Here is a 22,808-nt window from a genome sequence, read left to right as displayed (position 1 = left end):
AACCACAACCCACAACTGCCATGGTCCTTCCTCGCCCACACCGGACTCACCATCCACCCACCACACCCACTGAACTTACGAAAAGATCAGGTAGGCCGTGTTTTGAAAGTCGGCTCTGTTCCTCGTCCCGTGCCGTGATGATCCCGGTGTGGGGTGAGGGGATCTTTCCGACGAACAGTGGGCGGTGCTGGAGCCGTTGTTGCCGGTTGCGGTGTTGGGCCGGCCGTCGCTGGGTCGGCGGAAGCTGATAGACGGGATCCGGTGGCGGGTGCGGACTGGTGCTCCATAGAGGAATCTGCCGTTCCGCCGTGACACCTCCCGCAACGAGCACGAGGTCACCACCGCGACGAGCATCGATGACATCGCCCGCAACCTCACCATCTGGTTGGCCGCCCGGGACTTCCCCGGACGGCCAACCCGGCAGGTCACCGACTTCTAAAACACGGCCTAGGCGACTCTGCTCATGGCATGCCGCTTACGGCGGGACTAGCTGGGGTTCCGTCCCGATGCCGGACTTGTTGCCCTCGGTTAGAAGCTCAGCTCGCCTGTGTAGTCGTGGTCACCGCCCTTGCGCAGGTAGCGGGGGTCGGCATAGATCTGCCCTACTTCTATCGGGAACAGCCCGTGCGGAGCCGGGCCCAGATCCGGTCCCGGCTCCACTGGGCGAAAGCCGGTGTCACCACCTATCGCCCGCCCACACCCGCGAGTGCTGAGGGTTCCGCTGCCGCTGCCGGAGGAGACGGGGAACATCGTCCAGGTCGGCATGATCGGCATGATCGGCCTGATCCAGGCGACCGATCGGTTCGACCTGGCCCGGGAAGCGGGGTTCACCGTGTTGGCCATCCCCTATTTCGTCGGCTGATTCAGGTGTCAAAGCCGGATGAAAAGTCACTCGTCCGGAAGAAGGACCTGGCGGCGCCGTACACCGGTTTGGCCTACAAAGGGCTCCCGCCCCGATCTGTCGGTGAGGTCGCCCCCGGGTGCTGTGAACGGATAAGCCGTGCCGAGGAGGGTGGCTGATGAGTGAGTCCATGCAACAAGGCACCGAAAGGCTCAGGCAGACCGCTGGGACAGCCAGGCAAGAGGCATCGGCCACGGCCGACCAGGCCAGACAGGCGGCGACCCAGGTGACAGGCACCGCCGCCGAGCAGGCCCAGGCCGTGGTCGGAGAAGCGCGGCAGCAGGCCGCCACGGTCCTCGACGAGCTGCGGAGCCGCGCGGTGAACGAGGTCGAGGAACAGGCTCGGCGTGCCGCCGGGACCATGCGCCAGTGGTCGGACGACATAGCCGGTCTGTCCGAGAACGCCACTGGTGACTCGCCTGCTCGAAGCCTCGCCGCCCAAGTGGCCCAGAGTGGGCATCGGGCTGCCGACTACTTGGACAAACAGGGGATGGACGGCGCCCTGGACGATCTCCGCGGCTTTGCCCGCAGGCGCCCCGGTGCCTTCCTGGGAGGCGCGCTGCTGGCCGGTCTCGCGGTCGGGCGCTTGACCAAGGCGGCGAGCAAGGCACGGCAGGCCTCCTCGTCCGGGCAGCAAGCCTCCGGCGATGACACTGCGCGGATCGACGCGGGACCTGTGCCGGCCACGCCCACGCTAGCGCCCAGCCCGGTGCAGGAGGCCCCGCCGGTGCCGCCCGTACCACCGACTGTCCCGCAGTCGCCGGAGCCCCCCGCAACGCCGCAGGTCCCGCCCGTACCGCTCGATTCGCCGCCGCCCGGCGGCCCCGCCCGACCGAACCCGGAGGTGTGAGGTGACCTCCACCCCTCCGAGCCCGGCGGGGCACGAGCAGGACAGATCGGTCGGCGAGCTGCTGTCGGTGGTCACCTCCGACGTCCAGACCCTGTTCCGCCAGGAGATCGAGCTGGCGAAAGCGGAGGTGCGGCAGGAGGCGACCAAGGCGGGCAAAGCGGCCGGCATGTACGGCGGTGCCGGGTTCGCCGGATACATGGTGCTGCTGTTCCTGTCGCTGGCCGCCGTGCTCGGCCTGGCCAACGTCATCGACGGCGGCTGGGCCGCTCTCATCGTCGCCGCCGTGTGGGCTGTCGTCGCAGCCGTGCTCTACCAGCGTGGCCGTACGCAGATGCGCGACGTGTCGCCCAAGCCCGAACGGACAGTCGAATCGATGAAGGAGAATGCAGAATGGGCACGTCACCCGACCAAATAAGGGCGGACATCGACGCCACCCGGGACCGGCTGTCAGCGGATGTGGATCGGCTCACCGACCGCACAAGCCCCCGCCGCATGGTGCAGCGGCGCACCCGACGAGCGAAGGGCGCGGTCATGAGCGTGCGTGAACGTGTCATGGGATCGGCCTCGCACACCGCCCGTGGGATGACGGACACGGTCCAGTCCACAGCCGGCTCACTGCAGGAAGGCGCCGGACGGACAGCCGACTCCGCCCGGGAAACAGCGCAGCAGGTCGGCGACGCGGTACGGCGTGCACCGGATCAGGCCATCCGCCAGACGCAAGGAAGCCCACTGGCCGCGGGCCTGATCGCTTTCGGTGTCGGTGTTCTCGCCTCCTCGCTGCTTCCTGCCTCACAGACTGAGGAACAGGCGGCCTCCGGCCTCATGGAACACAGCGGTGAGGCCCTGGAACCGGTGAAGCAGGCCGCGCAGGAAACCGCCCAGCACCTGAAGGAAGGAGCCAAGGAGGTCACGCAGGAGGCGGCGCAAGAAGTCAAGGACACCGCCGTCGACGCCGCACGCACCACGCAGGAAGAGGCACGCGGACACGCGGAGGATCTGACCGCCCAAGCGCGACAGTCGGGGCAGCAGGTAGCCGACCAAACGCGGCAGCAGCCCTGAGTGATCTTCCGCTGGTTGGCTTCGTTCACTTCAGGGGACAGCGTTTGTCTGCCGGTTTGGACAGCGTGAACATCACCCGACCGTGGATCGGGGTGCCTCCCAAACCCGTGAACAACTGCTGTCGGTACCCGTGAACAAAGCCAGCTGGCAGGCCCGCCGGTCCCGTGGCAAACCTCACGCCTGTGCGCGAATCATCGGCGCCCAGCGTTGAGGACCACCAGGCACTCCGGTGAGGGCGGCCACCACCCACTGCACGCAGGCGAGCCGGCGCCGGCCTTGCCGATCTCGACGGGGTGCTGGGACGGCTGGCCCGGTGGCCCCGTGGCTCGGTGGGCGGCCGGGGAGGAGTGGCCGCGCCGGAAGATATGCCATCGCGTCGCCCCCGAGCCCGGCCGGCCGCATGCCGGCGACCGCTCCCGCTCAAGGCGTCAGCTTTCGCGGCGAGCGTGTGCTGCGATGTGTCGGCAGGACTCGGCCCAGGAGCCCCAGCCGTCGGAGAAGCCCTCGCACTCTCCCCATTGGCTGCGGGTCCTCTGCTCCTACGCGTCGCTCGAGCCGCTGGGCAGCACCACCACTTCGCCGCGAGGGTCCGGGGTGTACGCCGGGGTGCCATCCGTCGGGCGTTGGGTACCCGGCCGGCGTAGCGCAGTGTGCGCCAGGCCCAGAGCGTGAAAGGGAGGCGTCATGACTCAGCATGTGCGTGACATCATGACCAGCCAGCTGGTGACGGTGGAACCGCAGACATCGGTGACGACGGTGGCTCAGAAGATGCGCGATGAGAACGTCGGGGCCGTCCTGGTCATCGAGGGCGATGAGCTGCGCGGGCTGGTCAGCGACCGCGACCTTGTGGTGCGCGCGCTGGCGGAGGGCGGCGACCCGGAGCAGAAGACCGTTGCTTCCGCCTGCAGCCATGATGTGGTCACGGTAACCCCTGATGAGGATCTCGACCATGCGGTGGAGCTCATGCGCGAGCACTCCGTCCGCCGCCTTCCGGTCGTGGAGGAGGGACACCCGGTGGGCATCGTCTCCCTCGGCGACCTGGCGATCGAACGGGACTCGGAGTCGGCACTCGGCGATATCAGCGCGGCCAAGTCGAACCAGTAGACCCCGCGGGCCGACTCCGGCGCATCCAAGAGGGCGGCCCGTTCCCGCCTGGTCCGGGCTCGTACCTGTTCAGACGCCCTGCGTATACAGGCGAAAGGGTGCAGACGCGCACGCGGTGGGGGAGGCCCGGTCACGGGACCGCCCCATACAAGCGGCTTTCAGCCGTCAGTGCCGGCCGACGTCCTTGAGTGACTACTTGGCCTCGCGGGCGCCGCTGTGGCTTCGGCCGCGTGGCCCTTGGCGGACTTCCCGTCGCCCATGGCGCGTCCGACTGCTTCAGCCGCGCTCGCCGACTGCCTGTTCGCCTTGCCTGGCCCGGGCCTTCTCACCGGCGGCCATGTTGCTCACCTTCCAAGCTGGGGCGCGCGTGAGGTGAGGGAGAGGGGGTACTTCGCACGGCGCGCGCGTGCCCGTGATCACCTGGAAGTAACTCATATTTTGTGGGCTTGTGGGGGGGAAGTAAGGGCATGAGGTGGCCAGGAGGTTGATAACAATGGTTCCCCTGCTTCTGGTTCTTCTGCTGGCTCTGATCCTCTTCGGTGCGGGCTTCGCGCTGAAGGCGCTGTGGTGGATCGCGGTGATCGTGCTCATCGTGTGGCTGCTGGGCTTCGTCGTCCGTTCCACCGGCAGTGGCGGCCGCAAGGGCCGCTGGTACCGCTGGTAGGCACAGGCGTCTGAGCGCCGTGGGGCCCGGTCGGAGACGGCCGGGCCCCACCTATGTACGCAGACGGGCGGATCGAGCGGGCCGGAAGAGATCGGGCGTATCGGACGCACCAGAGGGTACGTGTGCCATGCACCGGCCCCGCAGAATCAGCAGTGGAACCTGCGCCTCCCATCTCTGCCGGGCCGATGCGCCAGCCCTGGCGCCTTGAGCGCTCAACTCGCTTGCGATGCCACCCTCCGCGGTGCGACGGACTCAGGAAGAAGGCCCGCGACGCTTCGTCGAAGGTCGGCGAGTTGGTCAGGTTGACGACGACGTCGGCTCCGGCGACCGCCTGTTCCAGCCCCTGACCGCTGATGACGTCGACGCCGGTGGACTGCGAGTGCGGCACGGGCTGGTGTCCGGCGCTGTTGAGCACCGCCACGGAGCGCCGGACGTCGCCGCCGGCACCGACCTGGGCGGACGTCACCGAGTTCCTCCAGCAGACCGGCAGCCACTTCCCGCTCGTCGTGGGTGAGGTACTCCCAGACGTCGTTCACCATGATGTCGTTCTCGGTGGCGATCTCTTCCGGGACCAGGAGGGAAGCTGCATTCAGCGGCCCGGGGACGTCCATGCCCCGATTCTGGACGATGGTCTGCTCCTGCGGGCCGGCCCCTCTCCCGCTCGCAGGCGCCGGACACGCGTGTTGCCCGTGGGGGGGGCAGGAGTCGCCGTTCCGCGACGCGTTCCGGTAACGGCGATGCCGGACGGTGGTGCCATCCGCTCCTGCCCGGGTTCAGCGACGGCGGATCAGCCGCACCGGATGTCCGGGGTGCCGAGGGTGTAGGTCACCCCGCCCCGGACCAGCGAGCCGCTCAGGTGGATGCACTCGTTGGCCGCGTTGAACCAGGTGTAGAGCGGCCCGGCGTAGTAGTGGTAGTTGACCGGGTGCTCCTGCGGTGGGTCGGCGACGTAGTCGCCACTCTCGTCGTGGAGGTAGAGCGTGATGTGCGACGCCAGGCCGTCGTAGGGGCTGGACCAGAACTTCGCGCAGTTCCGCTTGGTCGAGGCGTCCCAGTAGGTGCGCGCGTAACCGCCCCCGTTGCGCCCTGAAGGACTCTTGGCCCAGTACGTTTTGCCGTCCCAGCTGCCGCTGCACTCGACGGCCTTGGGAGCGGCGGCAGTTGCCCCCGCCGGTGCCGCCTGCGCGGTCGGGGCGGCGACCAGACCGAGCAGCAGCGCCATGACGCCGAGGCCCAGCAGCTGTGTTCTCCGTAAACGCTTCATTCGCAACTCCTTTGGTGACATGTCGCCAATTCGGTGCATGACGGGCTGTACTCGGAATGCTCTGCCTGTCGCGGGGTCGGTGCCCTACTTTTCACGAAATCTCTGCCGAATTACCCCGGCGGTCCGTCTCGACCAGCAGCACGGCCCCGGCCTGCGAGACCACCACCACGACTGCCGCCCTCGGCGGCACGGACACATGGATGAGAAGGGCTCCGCCCCCGCGGATACGCGAGCGCACCCCGGGGCGTGGGCGTTTTCAACCTCGAAGCCTCAGGTCAGGGCCGATTGTGTTGCCCGTGGGGCAGGAGTCGCCGTTCCGCGACGGCGTTTCGATGACGGCGACGCCGGACGGCGGTACATCCGGAGAGGGCTGCCTATGCTGGATAAGCCGGTGATCACAGGCGTCCCCGCGTTGCTGTGAGCGCCACCAACTACCGGTACAGCCCTGCGACATGCGGCTCGGTGAGAGGTCCGCGGAGGTCAGGGCGCGCACGACCGCGTCGACGGCTTCTCATCCTGGGGGTGGACGCCCTCTGGTACCCCATCCGGCGTCCGGGAGGAGCTGCTGGCGTTCCCCTGTTCGGGTCTGCTTTTCTCGGGACGGCCGCTGTCAGTGGTCAGATCCGCACCATCCTGGCCCTGGACTACCTCGAAAGTCCGGAAGGCGCGGAGGCTGTCGCAGCCGCCGCTCTCATAGCGGCACAGTGCCCGGGGGGTGAACCGATCAGTACAAGTTACGGGCCCGAGGAAGCCCTTCCGGCCTTCGCCGACGATCTTCGGCCGCTTGCTGTCAAGGCTCTCGACCGAGTACTTGCCAAGGAGAAGGTTAGCCAGAACCCCAGTTTTGAAGTCACTGGGTGCTTGCCAGGGCGGCATTGGGGTGCTCTTGATGAAACGGCCTGGTCATGCCGCAGATGTCGAAGTTCGAGCTATACGCGGCGATCCGGCGCGGCGGCATGAAGATCCGGGAGATCGAGCGCAAGCACAACGTCTCATGGCAAACGGTCAGGAAGGCCGTGGACACTGTCTGGCCGGAGCCGCGAAAGCAGCTGCCGCCACGGCCGACTGCCCTGGATCAGTCTCGCCAGCTACGAGTGGTTCAAGAAGAGTCAGCCGCTTTACCTGATCGGTGACTCCGGGACCGGCAAGTCGCACATGCGCATCGCGCTGGGAACCGAGGCGGCGATGGCCGGCCACCGGGTTCCAGGATCGCATCCAAGAACGGCACCCCGACCGAGGCTGCTGCGGTCAAGCACGTCGCTGCTTCGGGGATTCGGGGATTCGGCACTCACGGTCGCGCGACGACGCGAAATGCGCCAGGGCACCGCCAGCCCGCCTCGGCCCCACCGGGCACGCCCGATGGGGCCGAGGGCGTCCGAGTCAGAACGAGCGGCCCGGGCGACAGCGCCGGTACAGGATCGAGCCGGTAAGGAGGAACAGGGCGCTGCCGGCGATGACAGGGGCAGTGAAATCCGTTCCTGTGTGGGCCAGGGTGGACGACGCCCTATGCGGATACGGATGCGGAACGGGCTGGGACCGCGTGAGAGCCGGGGGCCTCGGCGCGCGGGGCTTCGGGGCCGGAACGTGCCGTGGCACAGAAGTGCGGCCATGGCCGTTGACCGATTCATTGCCGAACACAGGGTTGCCGACGCCGACCGCATTGACACTGTTCCCGGACACGTTCACGGGCAGGTCAATCGGAAGCTGCAGACCGTTGCCTGAGACCACCCCAGGAGAGTCGGTCACACGGCCGTGAGCCGAAGCTGCCTTCGGCGCGTCCGACGCGGCCGACCTGCCACCGCTCCCAGCGCCGTCGGCCTGCGCAACGTCCCGGTTCGCGCACGCGTTGCCCGCGGCCGGATTGAGGAGCCCCACAATGTTCGCTGTGTTGCCGCAGACGTTCACCGGCACGGAAACCGGCACTTGGAGGCTGTTACCGGAGGCCAGCCCGGGCGAGCTGGCCGTCGTGGCATCGGCGTTGCTCCCGTCCGCCGCGAAAGCGGCGGACGCGGGAAGTGCTACGGCCATCGCGCCGGAGGCGGCGGCGATGGCGATCACATGATTTCGGGTAGCCCGTCTCATAGGGTCATTGCCTTCCTGACATCACCGCGGGTACTCACCCGCACCTCATAAACGCCAGAGGCGCAACAGAGTTATGGTGCTTCGTCTTCTGGTCGCCGTGGTGGGCGTATGACGAGGTGATGGGGGCCACGCAAAAGCATCGGAACGACCCGACAGTACGTACATCATGAAACCTGAACAGCGCGCCCAACGCGGATCTCGCGGCGCACGAGGCACGGGAAGCCTTCCTTTGAGTCGCAGACCGGTCCGGTTCCATCACGGCGCTGGAACTTCGCCCGCCGACGACACTTCGCGATCAGCGGACGAGCGAGGTCGAGCGAGCAGGCCGCTCAGGTATGAGGAGTCAGTTGTCAGCCGCCGTGAGGGCGAGCCGGCAAAGATGAGGAGGTAGGCGGCCACGACGAGAGCGTTCCGCATGAGGCGCCCGCCATGGGCCCGCCGCCGTTCCGGGAGGTGGGCGAAGCAGCAGCAGGGCTTCGCCCGGTGCCAGAAGGAGTCCAGCCAATAGGCGCCCAAAAGGCGTGCACTGCCTGAGAAGAAAGGTCTGCCTGCCCTGGCTGGCCGCAAGCGGTCCGGCCGGCCGCAGTCGCCGCGGACCTGCGGTGCCGCCGCCCGACGCCAGCTGCACCAGATCGCGGTGCACACCTACGGCGCCCAGCTCACCGTGGGCACCCCGCCACCGCCACCGCGAGCCGCTGCGCCGATACCCGGCGGGTCGGGACGGGGCGGCGCATCCGCCACCGCACCCGCACGGCTTCCGGACGGGTCCATCACGCGCCACCGATGGAGTGACGGTCACGGCCCCCCGCCCGGCCGCCCGGTACCAGTGGAACCCTCCATCCCGCAAAACGGGAGGTACCCCCCATGCCCGTACGCTCCGCCCTCACCGCGGCCCTCGGCGCTGCCGCCCTGCTGTGCGCCGCCGCCGGCCCGGCCGGCGCCGGTTCCTCCGAGACCGCTACCGTCGATCCCACCGGCCGGATCGCGTCCGACGGCATGCTCACCCTCTCCGGCAGCTACCGGTGCACCGCCGGGACCGGACCGGTGTTCGTCAGCTCCTCGGTCAGCCAGAGCGACCCCCGCGTCCAGCACAGCATCGGCGGCAGCGTCGCCCAGTGCGACGGCGCCGAACACCACTGGCGGAACTCCGGCAAGGTCTCCCCGCAGGCGCTCAAGGCGGGGGCGGCGCATGTGCAGGCCACGCTCCTGGAGCTGCGCGCCTCGGGCATCGTGCCACTGCCGGCCTTCCACGCGGTCACCGACCAGGACATCACACTCACCAAGGAGTGACAGCCCCGCCCGGTTCAGGCGCGGCCGGGACCGTTCCGGTCCGGCGGGGCGTCCCTGCGCCGGACCGCCGTGGGGGACAGGCGCAGGTCCGGCCGGCGCAGCGCGGCCACGAACTTGTAGCGGGGGCCGCGGTACACCGAGCGCACCCGTTGCACCGGGGTGCCCTCCGCGTCTGGTGAGTGCCGGGACAGCAGCAGCATCGGCAGCCCCACGTCGGTGCCGAGCAGTTGTGCCTCGCGCGGGGTCGCCAGCGAGGTCTCGATGCTTTCGTCGGCCTCCGCGAGATGGCCGCCGTACACCTCGGCGAGCGCCGTGGTTTTGCGGCGGACAGGTGGCCAGGGAGCGGCGCAGCCCGGGAAAGCGGCGCACGGACAGATGGGTCGTCTCGATCGCCATCAAGTCGCCGCTGGCGAGCCGCAGTCCGTGGTGGGGAAACGTTCAGGGCCGTGGTCCGTACCGGCAGCGGCGGTCGTCCGACCGTCTCGGCGGACGAACTCCCCGCGCACGGCTGGACGGCGAATCCTGCGGTCTGCCGGATGCTGCCCGCCTCCCTCCGCGACGCCCTCGCCCGACCGTTGGAAGCGGCCTCCTGCCAGCCGGCTGCCGGGAAACGAACCGAAGCCGTCGGAGCCGTAGATGCTGCGGGCAGGGTGGTGGCGCGAGGTGATGACAGCGCCGGGCAGGACGACGCAGCCCTTCGCTCCGCCGGGCCGGGAGCCAGTGGAAGCCCCGCACTGATCAACCTATGAAGATGCTGTGTGTTCCGGGCACCTGCACTGCCAGTCCAGGCGGGATGATCTGGATGAACCCGTCCGCGCAGCCCGGGACGTTGTGGACCAGGGCGGGTACGTCCGTCAGGTTGTAGACCGTTGACAGATGAGAGACCTCGAAGCACCCTTTCGGGTTGGAGACGCGGACTCCGTCGATCAGGAGGTACCCGTTCGCGGCGAAGGTCGCGCCCGGAACAGCGAACGTGAGCACTCCGGCGGCGGCGAGTGTGGCGAGTGTCGAGCTGATGCGACGCATGACGTACTCCCGACGTACGGGCCAGGCACATCCCGGCTCTGTCACCGACCGTACGGAAACGTGCACGTGCTGCATCCCGGCATCCCCCAGGTGGGCGATTGCGCGGGGCGGGGGGGCTCCCGCTTTCCAGCCGGCTGCCGACGATGGTGAGCAGGCGACTGTGTTACGGCGTACCGCGAGCAGAGGGCCGGGCGCCGACCAGCGGCGGGGCGGCGGCGGACGTTCGCGTCGACGAGCTGTAGGCCACCGGTGGACCGCCGGGACGAGGCCGACGTAGCAGCGCCTGCCCGGGAGGGGATGAGCAGCCTTGGGCGCTAACGGGCGGCCAAAGGCAGGAGGGGCCGGTTGCCGGCAAGGGACGGCTGCCGCCCGACGCAAGAAAAGGGCGGCACGGCGAAGACGGAGCGCGGCTGCCCTACCGCGCCCCGAGGCCGCGGCTGGGGCGCTGTTCAACGTCTACGCGGTCACTTCGGGGTGGAGAACCTGCAGCAGCTGCTCGAACCGACCCTCGCGGGCCGCGGCCAGGAAGGCCTGAACCACCTCGCGTTGTTCGCGTCCGGGGCTTGCCGGCTGCTGGGCGGCCTGTACTTTCCTGCGGGCGCGGGTGGCGAGCATTTTGGTTGCGCCGGCGGATCTGCCGAGAACGGTGCTGATCTCGCCGAAGGGCACCGCGAACACGTCGTGCCGCACGAACGCCAGCCGTTCGGTGTCGCTGGGGGGAAGAAGGCCGGTGACACCGACGAGCGGCTGCACAACGTAGCGGCGTGGCGTGAGGCGCCGTTCTACACCGATGCGGAGTGCGCGGCACTGGCGCTGGCCGAGGCCGCCACCCGGTTGCGAGATGGTGCGCAGGGCGTCACCGACGAGATCTGGGAAGAAATCAACGCCCATTTCACCGAGGAGTACATCGGCGCGATCAACCTGGAGATCGCGCTGACCAACTTCTTCAACCGGATCAACCGCGCCATCAAGGGGTGGCTGCGGTGGTGTGAGGTGGCCAGGGTGAACTGCCGCAGTGGTCCGAAGTGCGCCTCGATCGGGTTGGCCCAGGAGGCGTCGGCCGGTGTGAGACACAGCTCGACCTTGTTCTTCTTCGCCCAGCGGTGAATGTCCCGGCCGGTGTGGGCGCAGAGGTTGCCCAAGATGATGCAGAGAGCGGCGCCGTCGGGGCGGGCGGACCGGATCGGCTTCGGCGCGGACAGGCTGTTGGCGGTGCCCATCGGGCGCGGCGGCAGGCGGTCGGCGCCCGAGAGCAGGAAGGTGGCTCCCCCCAACTGCGTCGCTGCGGGCCGAACCAGCTCACCGCCGACAGGAGCGGGACCGCGCGCCACCGCGGCCGCGCGAGCGATGGCGAACATCCGCCGCCTCATGGACGGCGCCAACGTCACCCCCCCCGCAAGTTGCGTGATGAAGCCACCGGACAGATCGTGGAAGAGACCCGTGCAGGACCGCGCCCGTAAAGACCACCGGCCTGAGCGGGCCCGCCCGTGGACCTCGTCGCGCTCACCGAGCGCTTGGAGCACAGCCCGTTCACGGCCGAGTATCCGCTGAGTTCGGGGACGGCTGTGCCGTGGACGCCGAGGTCGTCGCCCCCCCATCGGGCAGGGCGCGACGTCATCCGTACGGCTGCCCCATGGTGCTCCCTCCGGACCGACGCATCGGAGGACCACGTAATGATCAAGGGTTACGACGTATCCGCATTCCAGCACGCGAACTTCCCCACCGCCGGCACCAGCTTCGCATTCATCAAGGGCACCGAGGGCCGTTCCTACGTCAGCCCCAAGCAGAAGGAGCAGACCGCGCACGCCCGTGCCGCGGGCCTGGTCGTCGGCTTCTACCACTTCCTGCACCCGGGTCACATCAAGGAGCAGGCGGCCCACTTCGTGGAGAGTTCCGCGAGCATCGAGTACGACCTTCTGGTCGCCGACTGGGAGACCAACCCCGACGGCACCGCGGCGACCTGCGCGGAGAAGGATTCCTTCATCGCCGAGGTCAAACGGCTGCGCGGCTCCACCCACAAGATCGGGCTGTACTGCAACCGGGACTTCTGGCGTCACCGGGACACCACTGGCAATGCGGGTGACTTCCTCTGGATCGCCGAGTACGGCGTGACCGCGGGCAAGCCCAACATCCAGACCGAGTGGAGGTTCCACCAGCACACCGACAAGCCGCTGGACACCAACGTGGGCAACTTCGCCTCCAAGGCCGAGCTGATCGCCTTCGCGGGTGGCATCAATGGCAGAAGGAACTAGTACTCCGGTGCGACGTCGTGTGGTGGTGTCTGCGCCGGTTCGACCAGCTCAGCAGTGTGCGTAAGCCGCGTATCCCCGCAGGGCCGATGCTCACTGACCCGGATCGGGTCGCTCACTGACCCGGATCGGGTCGGTCGGGCGGTGGTGGTTGGGGCGCCACCGGAACGCCGACGATTCGAGAGTATTTCGCGGCCTGCTCAGGCGGGAGGTCGGCAAGGATGGCGGTGACGTTCTTCTCCGCCCGATCCCGGGATTGAATAGCCGCAGCCGTGCCGGCCAGCCCCTGCTCGTTCCCCACCTTTATTCCCAGGTAGGCGGAGACGATGGCGACGATCGGGCTCGCGATGGCGCCGATGATGCCCGGCAGCTGGTCCGGATTCTGCCATAACAGAGCCAACGCCAGCGAGGACAGCAGGCCCAGGACAAGAAGTCCCGTAATCACCACCCACATGGGATGGATGGATTCTCGAGGCTTCGATGATGTCGCGGACACCTTTTTCCCTCCCTCGTCCGCGTGGAGGGTCATTCCTCTCCACGCTAGTCAGTGCCGCAGCCGACTGCACCTCGTACTTGCAAGACCGCTGGAACCCTCAGTAGCCCCTCGGAGGCCGGTGCGGGTCTGCCTGCTGTACGCGGGCGGCGAAGTTCGAGCCCGACTGGTTGACGTGATACCGGGCGCGTACATAGTTGACCGTCGCGCACATGTCCGCGACCACGTCGTAGGGCGTAGTGGCCGTGCCCGCCTGGTGGTAGGCGGCGAACGTGGAGGGAATGCACTGGGTGGCACCCCGGGAGCAGTTCTGCCGGTGCCCGTCGGCGACGACGGGGCCGTGCGCGTTGCTGTCTGTGTCGTTCACCCGGAACTTCCGGTTGTTGTAGGCGGACTCGCGCTTGGCGATCGTCACCAGCGCGGGTACGCCGAATCTCGGTTCCATGCCGGTGAGTTGACATGCTTTGCCGGCGTATCGCCGCATCGCGGCCTCACCGAAGTCGTCATCGGGGTCGTGGTACGTGACCTGGCCGAGGGTGAGCCTGCCGCCGGTGTGCGGTGCCGAGCCGGCGCAGTCGACGTGGAATCCGGCGTGGCGGCCGAGAGCGGTGAGGGAGGTGCAGCCGGGTATGCCGTCGGCGTCCGCTCCTTTGAAGCCCTGTGCGAGCTGTTCGGCGCGGTAGGCCGCTTTGGTGTGTTCGTCAAAGGTGCCGGTGGCTCCGCCAGGGATTTGGTGGCCCCGTTGCATCAGGGCTTTCTGTACGATGCGTACGTCCTCGTTGGTCTTGCCGAACCGGACGTTGGACAGAGCGACCATGGTGGCTCGCTTCCTCTCGCAAGTCCATGGCGTGTGGCAGTAGCGAACTTACGGCCGCAGTCGGGGAGTTCACCGTTCCTCAGGGAAATGTGGTGAACCGGGAATCAGTTTCTACGTTAGCCCTGCCCAGGAAGACGTGCCACCGGACCTGTGCTAGGGCGGTCAGCCATAGGGGGCGAGCACCACCCAGCTGGGGCGAACGGCGGACCACAAGGAGCTGACGCCACAGGGGACATGGTCCTAACCACCAGGTGGCGGAACCGGCTTGGTCCAGTCGGGGTCGGCCCAGCGCTCGGGCGTCTGTGGGTCTGGGAGGTCCGGACGGTACCGGGGGTCCCGCTCGCGCCGCAGCCTGACGCTGGCGTGCAGCATGGCGCTGTCGGGCAGGGGACGGGAGCGCCGGCCCGCGAGGATCCACAGCGGGCCGTTGTCATGGACCGGAGCCGAGGCGAAGTCCTCGGTGAGAGCGCAGGTCGTGCTGTAGGACCGGGGTCGGAACACGAGGTCCTGGGTGACACCGTCGGTGACCCACTTCAGTGAGATCGTGGAGAGCAGCGGATCACCTTCGGCATGCTCGAATGTGCCTCCGACATCGGAGTGCACCCCCGTGAACCACACCTCCTCAGCGGTGCCTTGACGCGGCGCCGGGCGGGGCGTCACGAGGAACTCGTGGTAGGGGCGGCGGGTTTCGTCGAGTGACACGGCGTGCCGGATGCGTGCCGCGTTCGGCACCTGGTGGGTGTACGGCCATTGCAGATTGCCCAGGCGCAGCAGGCCGGCCGCCTTCACGGTGTCCCACACACCGAGGTAGGCCACCGGCAGGGCGTGGTGCGAGACCTGCCGGGGATTGTTCTGCTTCACCTGCGCCCACAGCGGCTCGGTCTCGGTGCGCCGGCAGAACGCGTGCGAGAACCGGGCGATCTCCTTTTCGTTCCGGTCGATGTCATGGTTGAAGGCGTACTTCGCCACGGCGTACGGGACGAGGTTCTCCGAGCCCGGACGCATGAGACCGGGTTTGTTGAGCATCCCGACGAGCGCCCGGGCGGTGTAGGCGCCGCGGCTGAAGCCGAACACATACACCAGGTCGCCCGGCTGCCAGTGCCGCACGAGGTAGGTGTACGCCTCGGCGAGATTGTTTCTCAGCCCGCTGCCGAAGGCGAGGCCCCACGCACGGGACAGCCACCGGCCCGCCGGACCGTGGGCGGTGGCCGACGACATGGTTCCGACGCCGGGGTCGTAGTAGACGAGTTGCCGTGCCGGATCGTCCGCGTCCAGCATCTCCGTCAGCCTGACCACGTTGGTGGGGTGGCTCGCTCCCACCTGATTGCCCGTGCCGTCGAGGCAGATGACGATCGCGCGAGGCATGCCTGTCACCCTTCTAGCCGGAGGTGGGGCGGGCGCGCCGTGTCGCGTGGCCCGAGAGCGCAGCGGGGGCGATCTGCCCGTCGGGAGCGACCTGCTCGGCGAAAGCCTGCTTGGCCACATCGCTGTCCGCCGGGAGTACGGCCATCAGTCCGCGGTCCTGCGCCTCCGCGATCGTCGGGGCGGCGGCGCTTCCTTCGGGGACGAAGGCGAGGCGGACGTGCCCGTCGCCGGAGCCGCGGCGGTCCACCGGCGTGACCGCGCCGTGGGTGCCGTCGGGCAGGGTCACCCACAGCTGGAAGTCGTCGTACCGGACGAAGTCCGCGCTCTTCACCGGCCAGGGATAGTGGTGTTCGCCCGGCACGTTGGGGAGGATGCCCTGGTGGTTCCCGCGGCTCAGCGGTACGCAGGCGTTGAACAGGGAGTCGGTCCAGGCCTCGACGCCGTCGGCGTCCTCGATCGGCGTGCGCAGCAGCTCCTCGGCGCGTTCATAACCCAGTTCCGCCAGTGCGGGCAGCGTGAGCGGGAAGGCGTCGACCAGTTCGGCGGCCTCCTGCCGCAGCCGGTCCACCTTCTCGGGGTCCGCGCAGAACTGCATGCTCCACTCGATGCCGACTCGTGCCCGGTACATCCGCCAGCTGCCAGAGCCCTTGACCCACAGGCTGCCCCCGTGGTGCATCTCCCAGTGCTCGGAACTCTTCGCCCCCTCGTGCGGATCGACGGGCCTGGGCCCGTAGGGCAGGTCGGGGTCGTCCATGGCGTGCAGGATCCTTTGGGCTGTCTCCTTGGCGGCGCGGAAGTGCGACGATTCAAAGCGCTTCGGGTGTTCGACAAGGCGGATGTGCCATGGATGGTTCTCCGACTCGATGCCGCCTGGCCGGGGTTCAGGGTGACCCATGACTGCCCTCCTCGGCTCGGCCTCACGGGCCGACCACCGGCTCGCGGGGCGGAATTCCCTTGCTTCAAGGGTGCTCCGCGGACCGGCCGGCCGCGACTTGAGCGGCTGTCTGCTCTTCAGGAACGGGACCAAGTCCGATTCCAGTGCCGCCTTCGGTCTTGCGCCGGTGATCGTCCTGGCGACCTTCCCGAGGCCGACGCCGCACCCGACGGCAGCGTGGTCAGCCCTCGCACGGCATCCGGGCGTCAGCAGAATAGGGTGCACTTTATGAGTGCGAACCGTGACGAAGGTGAGAAGCGCGCGGGCGAAGGCGGACCGGACGATGACGCCGAGCGCCGAGCGACCGAGAAATTCATCAGCGACCTGCTGGCGCGGGGCGAGGCGGTCTTCGAGGGGGAGGAGCCGACGCCCAGTACGACGCATGTCATCAAGCGCGCGGACGACGGCCGGCTCACGGTCCGTCGTCTGCGCTTTTTCAGCTGATTTCGGTGACCGCTCAGTCGAAGCACCGCCGGATCAGGGCGAGGCCCTCGCCGGTCGCGCTCCGCACGATCTCGTGCGTCTTGAGCCGGGAGGGGTTGTCGTCGACAAACGCCGTGTCGGTGCGGTGCTCCTCGGGTACGTGGACGCGGCCGCGGCGGAAGAGGTCTTCGAGGTACGACGTGGCAACCCGCTCGGGGTCGGCGGGCCGCAAGGTGCCGCCGGCGGGGTCGGAGCCCGCGATGCCGAACCGTCGTTCCTGCGCCGGGGCGGAGAGGGTGAGCGGCTGAGTGACGTCATACGTCGCCCCGTGGATCGTGATGGCCGTGAGACCCTGATCGTCGCCACCGCCAGGCGTCGCCTCGGCGATTCCGGCGCCCCGGCGTGCCACCTCCGACTGGGTGATGGACGTGGCGGCCTCCAGGGAGAGGATGCCGTGCCGGATGAACGCCGAGCGCAGGCACTGGCCGTACTTGCCGCCGTTGCGGTGCTGGTCAGCGGCGATCATGTGACCCGCGACCTGGGCGTAGTAGGCGGACACCACGGGAGCGGCGACGGCGGCATCCACCAGCAGCTGCCCCGCAATCTCGGCCGCCCTGGCCAGGCCGGCCTGGTCCTGCAGGTCCTGCTGCCGGAAGATCCCGGCGACGATCTTCAGGAAGGCGCCGCTGAAGACCCTGGAGAACGAGTGCGGCTCACTGGAGAGCGTGTTCGCAGGTCCGTTCGGTGGCAGCTGCACCGGGTCGTGGTAGAAGAAGCTGTTGGAGAGGTTCCGCAGGCAGTCCGGGTCGACGGCGTCCGGGTGGCCCTGGCGGATCGCCCAGCCCAACTGCTCGGCCATCCGCGACATCCGCGAGGACAGTTCGAGGTCGCCCTGCGTCTCGGCCAGGACTTCGACCCGCAGCGATTCCAGCCGAAGTGAGCTGAGCAAAGCACTGATGTCACCGAACGCTTCGTGCAGGGCGGCCGTCTCCGCGCTAGCCGTGTTGAACAGCTGAGGGCGCAGAGCGTCGAGGACCGCGTGACCCGTCTCGTGCTCGACGACCTCAGGGCTCTCGCACGCGGCGACGGTGACGCCTGCCACCGTGCGACGGAAGAACCACAGGCCTTTACGGTCGTAAAAGGCGTTGAGGTCGTTTCCTGCGTTGAGGTTCGCGGTGAGGGCGCGGCCGACCGTCGAATGCCACTGCGTTCCGGCCGGGACCAGCGGAGCCCAGGTCTGGCCGGCCCTGCTGAGCGCGTCGGCCGCCACCCAGTAGCGGAATGCCTCGGTGCCCGGCCCGGCACCGTCCGGCTGCGGCGTGGCTTCCGCGATGGCCGTCGGGAACGGTTGGGTGTCGAGCTGCGGAACAGGATGCGGTATCGGGGGGTTGATCTTCCGAGGATCTCCGGGGTCGTCCTCGTACACCGAAACCATGGATTGTTGCTGCACCGTCATGGCGCCTCCGTGAGGGTGGAGAATTTGCGGATGCTGGCATCCCCCCACAGGGACACTTTCGACCAAGCGTCCCTCATGTTCAGTACGAGGTCCCGGTAGCCCGGTGTCAATCCGAACACAAGCACGTGGGACTGTCTGCGGCCGGCCGTGGCGGCGGGCGAGGGGCGGTCGCTCATGTCCCGCGGTCGGTGCACACGCGCCACCGGACCCGGCGACAGGACGGCGGCCAGACGGGTGACCGCGGGCCCGCCGGCCACCTGGGCCGCGCAGTCGTGGTGCCCACGTCACGGCAGACCACGTCCCTGGCTGCGATCCGGCGCACGGGCCGGCTCCTCGACCCCGATCCGCCCACCCGTCACCGCTGGGTGACGCCCCCCCCGCAGCCTGTGCGACGCCGGCCGGCTCGCCCGCCACCTCGCCTCCCGACCGGCCGGCATCGAGAGTGCCGGCCTGGTCCGGATCGTCGGCTCCCACACCGGTTCACAGCCCAGATCGACGACGAGTTGAGTTCTCGCCCGTGCCCGATCGCTGTCAGCCAGCCGTCAGGGGTCCCACAGCCTCGCGTGCTCCCGGTGCGCCTCGGTCAGACCGTCCCGGAAGAACCGTTCGTAGTAATCGAGTTCGGGATGGTGCACCTGGAGCCAGATGCCGGGCACCTGGATGGCGTCGACGTGTGCGGGGAACCGGCCGTGTGTGGCGTGGATGTACTCGCACACGTCGCGGGCACACTCGACGACCCGCTGGTCGTACTCGCGTGCCTCGGCGAGGTAGCGCTGCCCGTAGTCGTTGCGGTAGATGCCCGTGAAGAGGTCCTTGTCGTGGTAGATGCCCTTCGGGCCGAACTTCGCCTGGACGACCGCGTCGACGGCCTCCGACATCGAGGGGTGGTACGGGGGGCAGGCCGCTTTGATCAGCGGGTCGCCGTCGACGCTGAGCCCGACCGGATGGGACCGCGCGTTGGCGAACCTGGGCAGAGGCAGCTGCCAGCGCGGCAGGTCCAGCGGGTGCCAGCGGGGGGTGACGAAGTCGAAGCCGAGCATCCGCCCGTACCGGGGCGAGAACTTCGGGTCGCCCAGCATGATCTGGGGGTTGATCGAGGCATGGATCCACGCGCCGAGCCCCATGGCGTCCGCGGTCAGCATGAGGTTCTGCAACAGCAACTCGGCCTCGATCTGGGTCCGCAGCGGGCCCAGCACACCCAGCGGAAGCTTGAGGTCCTTGTTCAGGAAGCCGCTCCGCACCCACTTGCGCACCCCGGCGGGGCGGTAGAAGTTGCGGTCGTCGACGAGCGTGGGCCGGGCCCCCTCCGGTTGGGTGAGCAGGTACATCAGACCGTTGATGTACTGGTGCGAGAGGTCGACGACCGGCAGGAAGACGGTGCTGCCCGGCAGGTTGGACAGCACGCGGTTGGAGTCGAGGTAGGCCGGGAAGTCGCGCATGCCCTCGGCGACGTCCAGGCGGTGGTCCAGGACCCGCACCTTGGCCTGCCGAGCCCGTTCCAGCAGGGCGCCGGGCTCGAAGGAGGCGTCCGGGGACGGCGGCAACTTGCGCAGATAGTAGGTGCCACTGTCGTTGATCATGAAGAAGTGGGTGCCCTGCGCGTTGTCGGGGCTGCCTGCCGTCCGGCCGGCCATGTTGAGGTTCGGCTTGGCCATGATCGGCTTGCCGTCGCGCGGATCCTCGAACGGTCGGTCCGGCATGGTGAGGCCGGTGCAGCCGGTGAGGGCGATCAGCACCGCCTCCTCCAGCTCGCCGAGCGGTAGCGGAACATCGGACGAGCGATAGCTCATCGAGCCGGCGGGGACGGCCGCACCCCGGCCGACCCGGTGGGTGCGCCGCCGCCAGATGGTCTCCAGGAGCGGCCGCGCCAGCAGCGCTTCGAGACCCCGATGCAGGGTGGACACCGTCATGGTCCTCTCCTTGTCCCAGGAAGATCCGCTGACTCAGGACTCCGTGGTGCGCGGGCCGTTCGGCGGTGCCGACACCGGCCGCCACGGTACGAACGCACTCGCGTCGCGCGGCAGGAAGCTCGCCAGCTCGGGGCAGTGCCGCAGGATGACCTCGCTCATGCCACTGCGCTCGATCCAGTCCATGCCGAGCGGCGTGTAGAGCTCGGGGCGGTAGTCCACGGTGAGGAAGCGGTCGCTCTGCAGCCTCCGGGACGCCATCAGGATGAAGACGCGGAAGGCCGTGTCACTGAACCCGAATCCGGTCGGCGGGTTCTCGGCGAACAACCCGACCATGGTGTCGATGTCGTCGACGGACCGGTAGACCTCCTTCAGCCGCGCCAGCGTGCGGGGTTCGGCCGTCAGGTCCTCGAAGCGGCGGATGCGCTCCTTGTGCAGGCCGGCCCGGAAGTCGTTGTAGCGGGGGACCCCCCGGCGCCGGGTACGCACCAGGTCGACGACGGACAGGTCGATGATCTCGCCGTCCCGCTCGAAGTGCTGCAGCGCGCGAGGGAAGTTGTGCAGGGTGATCGCGCCGGGATGGGCGATGCCGAACGAGTACAGCGAGTCGGGCAGCCCGGTCTTGCGCATGAGGGGCTCGGCCGCGGCGCCCTGCACGTCGTCGAAGCCGAGGACGTCCAGCCGCCGCCCGAAGCGGTGGTCGCATATCTCGAAGTCGTCCGGGATCAGCGGATGCATCCGGTAGACGGTGACGAAGTCCTCGGTCAGGGAGTAGGGCGCGCCCTGGTGGTCGGGCACCGTCTCGGGGATGCCGGTCAGCGAGTGCGCCTCGAACAGCCACAGCCCCAACCGCTCCAGCCACTTCGCGGGCGGCCCCTGCCAGTTGGACTTCAGCCCGATGTCGATCGCCTCGGTGGCGAGGATCGCCGGCGTCCACTCCACCGTGTGGATCTTGGCGATGAGCGCGGACACGATGAGCCGCGCCGTGTGGTAGACGCGCTCCTCCTCCATACGGGGATACGCGCGCCGCAGCGCCGCGCACACCGCGTTGTGCTCCCTGGCGAAGAGGGTGTGCATCACGCTCAGGCCCAGCCACCAGTTCTCGCGGACACCGGTGAGCGGGACGCCGTTCGGGCCGAGCGGCAGATGACCGTCCTCCAGGCGCAGATCGGCGCCGCCGTCGGCGTCACGCAGGCAGCGGGCGGCCTTCTCGTCGCCGCCGTAGAGCTCCGAGCCGTCCCACCAGTGGGAGGCCGAGTCGGCGAAGTGGACCGGCGCGCCGTCACCGGCCATCGCCACGTTCTCGGCGAAGCGCATCACGTGCTCCGCTCGACCGCCCGGGGTGTTGTGCCACTCGACGCCCGGCGGGAGCGGCACCTCCACGCTGGAGGTACCCGTGGGGTAGCGAGTGTGGTTGACCCAGTCGTGCACCTGGAACTGGATCCACGCGGCGGCGAGCACGTTGAGGGACCGGGCGGGCAGGAAACTGTCGCGGTGCAGCAGCAGCCTGCTGACCTCGTACGGGCTGGGCTCGTCGAACAGCTCCGGGCGCAGCACGGGCGGCATGTTGCGGCCGAAGGCCGTGCCCACGGCCCCCATCGAGGGGGCGGACAGGTCGTTGAACGTGCCGTCGTAACTGCGGGCGACCCGCAGCGACTCGTCGACCGGCGGCGGCACGGGGACGGGCCGCGGCGGTGCCTCGTGGCGATCGGTGTCGATGAGGTTCTTCCGCCGCAGCGTCTTGCGCAGGAAGACGAGGTTGAGCAGGCCGGCCGGCAACGGCAGCCGGTACCAGGGCACCCACCGGTTCAGGACACGGAAAGCGGCCCCCACCGGGGCGCTCAGCACCCTGTTGCGCCGAGGCTCGTCGGTGGTGAAGCGGTACCCCAGCCGCTGCGCGCTGCTCGCCTGATAGGCGGCCTTGCGGGCACGGTTGAGATTGCCCAGCGGACGGAACTCCTCCGTGGTGTGCCAGGGGTTGAACGCCAGCTCCTCGATCCGGCGCATGGCCGCGCGGGCCTCGGCGGTGTCGACGTTCTGGCGGGGGATGGTCAGGGTGGCCAGGGGCACCGCGGGTGCCACGTCCTCCCGCCATTCCACCGAACCGTCCTCGACGGGCGTGCTCTCCTCGCTGACGTACCGCTGCACGAGCAACTCGAAGGCGACGTCGCCGCGGGCCAGACGCTGCGCGAGTTCACGGCTCAGATGGTCCGGGTCGGCGCGCGACGGCGCGGGCGCGTCGGGCGCGCCCCGCACGGGGCGCAACTGGTAGCGCACCGGCCCGGCCTCGCCCCACAGGATGGCGCCGCGGCTCCAGTACGTCTCCAGGGCCAGGCTGCGCACATCACCGCGCGCACCGGCCCGCACGTTGTGGCGCATCCGGGCGGCGGTGGACCAGCCGACGGCGAAGGGCAACTTGACGAACAGAGCGAACGCCTTCTGGGCGCGGGTGCGTGCGCCCGCCATCGTCCTGGCGAACGCCACGAACTCGCGGGCGTTGCGCGCGTGGGACACCGGAAAGTTCGTCATGAGAAGGTCGTGCGTGCCGTCGGAGGCCTCCACGCGGAGCGCTGCGCCCCGCATGTCGGGCAGGGAGTCGGCCTGCGGGGTGCCACTGGCGTTGGACAGCCGGACGGTGACCGGATATTCGGCCCCGGGCCGGGCGAAACCGGTCCGCAGCCCGGGCGGCACCTGGTCGTGGATTCTCAGACGGGCGTTCTCCACGCCGAGCACCGGCTTCGCATGGAAGGTCCGGGCGAAGGCCGCCGCCCCGCCGGACTTCTTGGTCTTGGCCTGGACACGCATCAGTTCCCTGGCCAGTTCCTCGAAGACCAGCCGCTCGGCCTCCGCGCTGCCGCCCTCGTACCGCTCGTACTGCTCTGTCCTGCTCATGGTTGCCATGCCCTTCCTACGAGGCTCGCGCT

The 22,808-nt window shown here is 68.9% G+C and carries 19 protein-coding genes and 8 pseudogenes; 13 read left to right on the top strand and 14 right to left on the bottom strand.

Features of this window, described 5'->3' with window-relative positions:
* Positions 1-157: 157 nt before the first annotated feature.
* Positions 158-286, top strand: a pseudogene (locus AC07C1_RS39080) (transposase); the annotation flags it as partial.
* Positions 287-528: 242 nt separating this feature from the next.
* Here the strand turns inward: AC07C1_RS39080 and AC07C1_RS39075 are convergent.
* Positions 529-765, bottom strand: coding sequence for a hypothetical protein (locus AC07C1_RS39075; protein ID WP_478946883.1), 237 nt, complete (start codon positions 763-765; stop codon positions 529-531).
* On the opposite strand from AC07C1_RS39075, the pseudogene AC07C1_RS39070 reads away from it, so the two are divergent.
* The 6 genes and pseudogenes from AC07C1_RS39070 to AC07C1_RS39045 form a co-directional block, all read left to right on the top strand.
* A pseudogene (locus tag AC07C1_RS39070) lies at positions 731-859 on the top strand (RNA polymerase sigma factor SigF); the annotation flags it as partial. The gene AC07C1_RS39075 and the pseudogene AC07C1_RS39070 overlap by 35 nt on opposite strands.
* Before the next feature lie 268 nt (positions 860-1,127).
* Positions 1,128-1,751: a hypothetical protein gene (locus AC07C1_RS39065; protein ID WP_478946882.1), complete on the top strand. Its 624-nt coding sequence runs from the start codon at positions 1,128-1,130 to the stop codon at positions 1,749-1,751.
* 1 nt (position 1,752) lies between these two features.
* Positions 1,753-2,166, top strand: a complete 414-nt coding sequence (locus tag AC07C1_RS39060) for a phage holin family protein (protein WP_478946881.1) — start codon at positions 1,753-1,755, stop codon at positions 2,164-2,166.
* Complete coding sequence (locus tag AC07C1_RS39055; protein ID WP_478946880.1) at positions 2,142-2,810, top strand: DUF3618 domain-containing protein; 669 nt, start codon at positions 2,142-2,144, stop codon at positions 2,808-2,810. Before AC07C1_RS39060 ends, AC07C1_RS39055 begins: the two co-directional genes overlap by 25 nt.
* A 684-nt stretch (positions 2,811-3,494) precedes the next feature.
* Positions 3,495-3,914: a CBS domain-containing protein gene (locus AC07C1_RS39050; RefSeq protein ID WP_478946879.1), complete on the top strand. Its 420-nt coding sequence runs from the start codon at positions 3,495-3,497 to the stop codon at positions 3,912-3,914.
* A gap of 493 nt (positions 3,915-4,407) precedes the next feature.
* Positions 4,408-4,578, top strand: a complete 171-nt coding sequence (locus tag AC07C1_RS39045) for a hydrophobic protein (RefSeq protein ID WP_478946878.1) — start codon at positions 4,408-4,410, stop codon at positions 4,576-4,578.
* A 256-nt stretch (positions 4,579-4,834) separates the two neighbouring features.
* On the opposite strand, the pseudogene AC07C1_RS39040 reads toward AC07C1_RS39045, so the two are convergent.
* A pseudogene (locus AC07C1_RS39040) lies at positions 4,835-5,044 on the bottom strand (LysR family transcriptional regulator); the annotation flags it as partial.
* A gap of 321 nt (positions 5,045-5,365) precedes the next feature.
* Complete coding sequence (locus AC07C1_RS39035; protein ID WP_478946877.1) at positions 5,366-5,842, bottom strand: hypothetical protein; 477 nt, start codon at positions 5,840-5,842, stop codon at positions 5,366-5,368.
* 642 nt (positions 5,843-6,484) lie between these two features.
* On the opposite strand from AC07C1_RS39035, the pseudogene AC07C1_RS39030 reads away from it, so the two are divergent.
* Together AC07C1_RS39030 and AC07C1_RS39025 are read left to right on the top strand one after the other, a co-directional pair.
* A pseudogene (locus AC07C1_RS39030) lies at positions 6,485-6,661 on the top strand (DUF4259 domain-containing protein); the annotation flags it as partial.
* Between the two features lie 258 nt (positions 6,662-6,919).
* Positions 6,920-7,045: pseudogene (locus tag AC07C1_RS39025) on the top strand (ATP-binding protein); the annotation flags it as partial.
* Between the two features lie 177 nt (positions 7,046-7,222).
* On the opposite strand, the gene AC07C1_RS39020 reads toward AC07C1_RS39025, so the two are convergent.
* Positions 7,223-7,900 carry a chaplin gene (locus tag AC07C1_RS39020; RefSeq protein WP_478946876.1) on the bottom strand — a complete coding sequence of 226 codons (678 nt, stop codon included), beginning with the start codon at positions 7,898-7,900 and terminating at the stop codon, positions 7,223-7,225.
* Between the two features lie 888 nt (positions 7,901-8,788).
* Between AC07C1_RS39020 and AC07C1_RS39015 the strand changes: the two genes are divergently transcribed.
* A complete protein-coding gene (locus AC07C1_RS39015; RefSeq protein WP_478946875.1) occupies positions 8,789-9,214 on the top strand; it encodes a DUF6299 family protein in 426 nt (141 codons plus the stop codon).
* A gap of 14 nt (positions 9,215-9,228) precedes the next feature.
* Here the strand turns inward: AC07C1_RS39015 and AC07C1_RS39010 are convergent.
* The 3 genes and pseudogenes from AC07C1_RS39010 to AC07C1_RS39000 all read right to left on the bottom strand — a co-directional run.
* A pseudogene (locus AC07C1_RS39010) lies at positions 9,229-9,634 on the bottom strand (UTRA domain-containing protein); the annotation flags it as partial.
* A 318-nt stretch (positions 9,635-9,952) separates the two neighbouring features.
* Positions 9,953-10,240 (bottom strand): hypothetical protein, encoded by a 288-nt coding sequence (locus AC07C1_RS39005; protein WP_478946874.1) that lies wholly within the window; start codon positions 10,238-10,240, stop codon positions 9,953-9,955.
* A 465-nt stretch (positions 10,241-10,705) separates the two neighbouring features.
* A pseudogene (locus AC07C1_RS39000) lies at positions 10,706-10,945 on the bottom strand (RNA polymerase subunit sigma-70); the annotation flags it as partial.
* 3 nt (positions 10,946-10,948) lie between these two features.
* On the opposite strand from AC07C1_RS39000, the pseudogene AC07C1_RS38995 reads away from it, so the two are divergent.
* Positions 10,949-11,212: pseudogene (locus AC07C1_RS38995) on the top strand (carboxymuconolactone decarboxylase family protein); the annotation flags it as partial.
* A gap of 701 nt (positions 11,213-11,913) precedes the next feature.
* Positions 11,914-12,492 carry a glycoside hydrolase family 25 protein gene (locus tag AC07C1_RS38990; protein WP_478946873.1) on the top strand — a complete coding sequence of 193 codons (579 nt, stop codon included), beginning with the start codon at positions 11,914-11,916 and terminating at the stop codon, positions 12,490-12,492.
* A gap of 112 nt (positions 12,493-12,604) precedes the next feature.
* Here the strand turns inward: AC07C1_RS38990 and AC07C1_RS38985 are convergent, their stop codons facing one another.
* The 4 genes from AC07C1_RS38985 to AC07C1_RS38970 form a co-directional block, all read right to left on the bottom strand.
* Complete coding sequence (locus AC07C1_RS38985; RefSeq protein ID WP_478946872.1) at positions 12,605-13,018, bottom strand: hypothetical protein; 414 nt, start codon at positions 13,016-13,018, stop codon at positions 12,605-12,607.
* 64 nt (positions 13,019-13,082) lie between these two features.
* Positions 13,083-13,799, bottom strand: coding sequence for a peptidoglycan-binding protein (locus tag AC07C1_RS38980; protein WP_478946871.1), 717 nt, complete (start codon positions 13,797-13,799; stop codon positions 13,083-13,085).
* Positions 13,800-14,039: 240 nt separating this feature from the next.
* Positions 14,040-15,164: a DUF2235 domain-containing protein gene (locus AC07C1_RS38975; RefSeq protein WP_478946870.1), complete on the bottom strand. Its 1,125-nt coding sequence runs from the start codon at positions 15,162-15,164 to the stop codon at positions 14,040-14,042.
* 13 nt (positions 15,165-15,177) lie between these two features.
* The gene (locus AC07C1_RS38970; protein ID WP_478946869.1) at positions 15,178-16,059 is read right to left on the bottom strand and encodes a DUF6424 family protein; all 882 of its coding nucleotides are present in this window, start codon (positions 16,057-16,059) and stop codon (positions 15,178-15,180) included.
* Positions 16,060-16,326: 267 nt separating this feature from the next.
* On the opposite strand from AC07C1_RS38970, the gene AC07C1_RS38965 reads away from it, so the two are divergent.
* Positions 16,327-16,542 (top strand): hypothetical protein, encoded by a 216-nt coding sequence (locus AC07C1_RS38965; RefSeq protein ID WP_478946868.1) that lies wholly within the window; start codon positions 16,327-16,329, stop codon positions 16,540-16,542.
* Between the two features lie 13 nt (positions 16,543-16,555).
* On the opposite strand, the gene AC07C1_RS38960 is transcribed toward AC07C1_RS38965, so the two are convergent.
* From AC07C1_RS38960 to AC07C1_RS38950, 3 genes are all read right to left on the bottom strand, one after another.
* A complete protein-coding gene (locus AC07C1_RS38960; protein WP_478946867.1) occupies positions 16,556-17,977 on the bottom strand; it encodes a gluzincin family metallopeptidase in 1,422 nt (473 codons plus the stop codon).
* A gap of 542 nt (positions 17,978-18,519) precedes the next feature.
* Positions 18,520-19,887, bottom strand: a complete 1,368-nt coding sequence (locus AC07C1_RS38955) for a hypothetical protein (RefSeq protein ID WP_478946866.1) — start codon at positions 19,885-19,887, stop codon at positions 18,520-18,522.
* A gap of 33 nt (positions 19,888-19,920) precedes the next feature.
* On the bottom strand, positions 19,921-22,785 hold the full coding sequence (locus AC07C1_RS38950) for a peroxidase family protein (RefSeq protein ID WP_478946865.1): 2,865 nt from the start codon (positions 22,783-22,785) through the stop codon (positions 19,921-19,923).
* Positions 22,786-22,808: the final 23 nt, after the last annotated feature.

This window comes from Streptomyces sp. NPDC045022 (assembly GCF_056432605.1).
Note: the sequence above shows the minus strand (reverse complement) of the source record. Positions and strands in the feature narration are given on the sequence as shown.

What these genes read in the sequence shown, in the direction of transcription:
- AC07C1_RS39075 (WP_478946883.1), bottom strand. Translation starts at nt 765, where the DNA reads ATGCCGACCTGGACGATGTTCCCCGTCTCCTCCGGCAGCGGCAGCGGA.
- AC07C1_RS39055 (WP_478946880.1), top strand. Translation starts at nt 2,142, where the DNA reads ATGGGCACGTCACCCGACCAAATAAGGGCGGACATCGACGCCACCCGG.
- AC07C1_RS39050 (WP_478946879.1), top strand. Translation starts at nt 3,495, where the DNA reads ATGACTCAGCATGTGCGTGACATCATGACCAGCCAGCTGGTGACGGTG.
- AC07C1_RS39045 (WP_478946878.1), top strand. Translation starts at nt 4,408, where the DNA reads ATGGTTCCCCTGCTTCTGGTTCTTCTGCTGGCTCTGATCCTCTTCGGT.
- AC07C1_RS39035 (WP_478946877.1), bottom strand. Translation starts at nt 5,842, where the DNA reads ATGAAGCGTTTACGGAGAACACAGCTGCTGGGCCTCGGCGTCATGGCG.
- AC07C1_RS39015 (WP_478946875.1), top strand. Translation starts at nt 8,789, where the DNA reads ATGCCCGTACGCTCCGCCCTCACCGCGGCCCTCGGCGCTGCCGCCCTG.
- AC07C1_RS39005 (WP_478946874.1), bottom strand. Translation starts at nt 10,240, where the DNA reads ATGCGTCGCATCAGCTCGACACTCGCCACACTCGCCGCCGCCGGAGTG.
- AC07C1_RS38990 (WP_478946873.1), top strand. Translation starts at nt 11,914, where the DNA reads ATGATCAAGGGTTACGACGTATCCGCATTCCAGCACGCGAACTTCCCC.
- AC07C1_RS38985 (WP_478946872.1), bottom strand. Translation starts at nt 13,018, where the DNA reads ATGACCCTCCACGCGGACGAGGGAGGGAAAAAGGTGTCCGCGACATCA.
- AC07C1_RS38980 (WP_478946871.1), bottom strand. Translation starts at nt 13,799, where the DNA reads ATGGTCGCTCTGTCCAACGTCCGGTTCGGCAAGACCAACGAGGACGTA.
- AC07C1_RS38975 (WP_478946870.1), bottom strand. Translation starts at nt 15,164, where the DNA reads ATGCCTCGCGCGATCGTCATCTGCCTCGACGGCACGGGCAATCAGGTG.
- AC07C1_RS38970 (WP_478946869.1), bottom strand. Translation starts at nt 16,059, where the DNA reads ATGGGTCACCCTGAACCCCGGCCAGGCGGCATCGAGTCGGAGAACCAT.
- AC07C1_RS38965 (WP_478946868.1), top strand. Translation starts at nt 16,327, where the DNA reads ATGAGTGCGAACCGTGACGAAGGTGAGAAGCGCGCGGGCGAAGGCGGA.
- AC07C1_RS38960 (WP_478946867.1), bottom strand. Translation starts at nt 17,977, where the DNA reads ATGACGGTGCAGCAACAATCCATGGTTTCGGTGTACGAGGACGACCCC.
- AC07C1_RS38955 (WP_478946866.1), bottom strand. Translation starts at nt 19,887, where the DNA reads ATGACGGTGTCCACCCTGCATCGGGGTCTCGAAGCGCTGCTGGCGCGG.
- AC07C1_RS38950 (WP_478946865.1), bottom strand. Translation starts at nt 22,785, where the DNA reads ATGGCAACCATGAGCAGGACAGAGCAGTACGAGCGGTACGAGGGCGGC.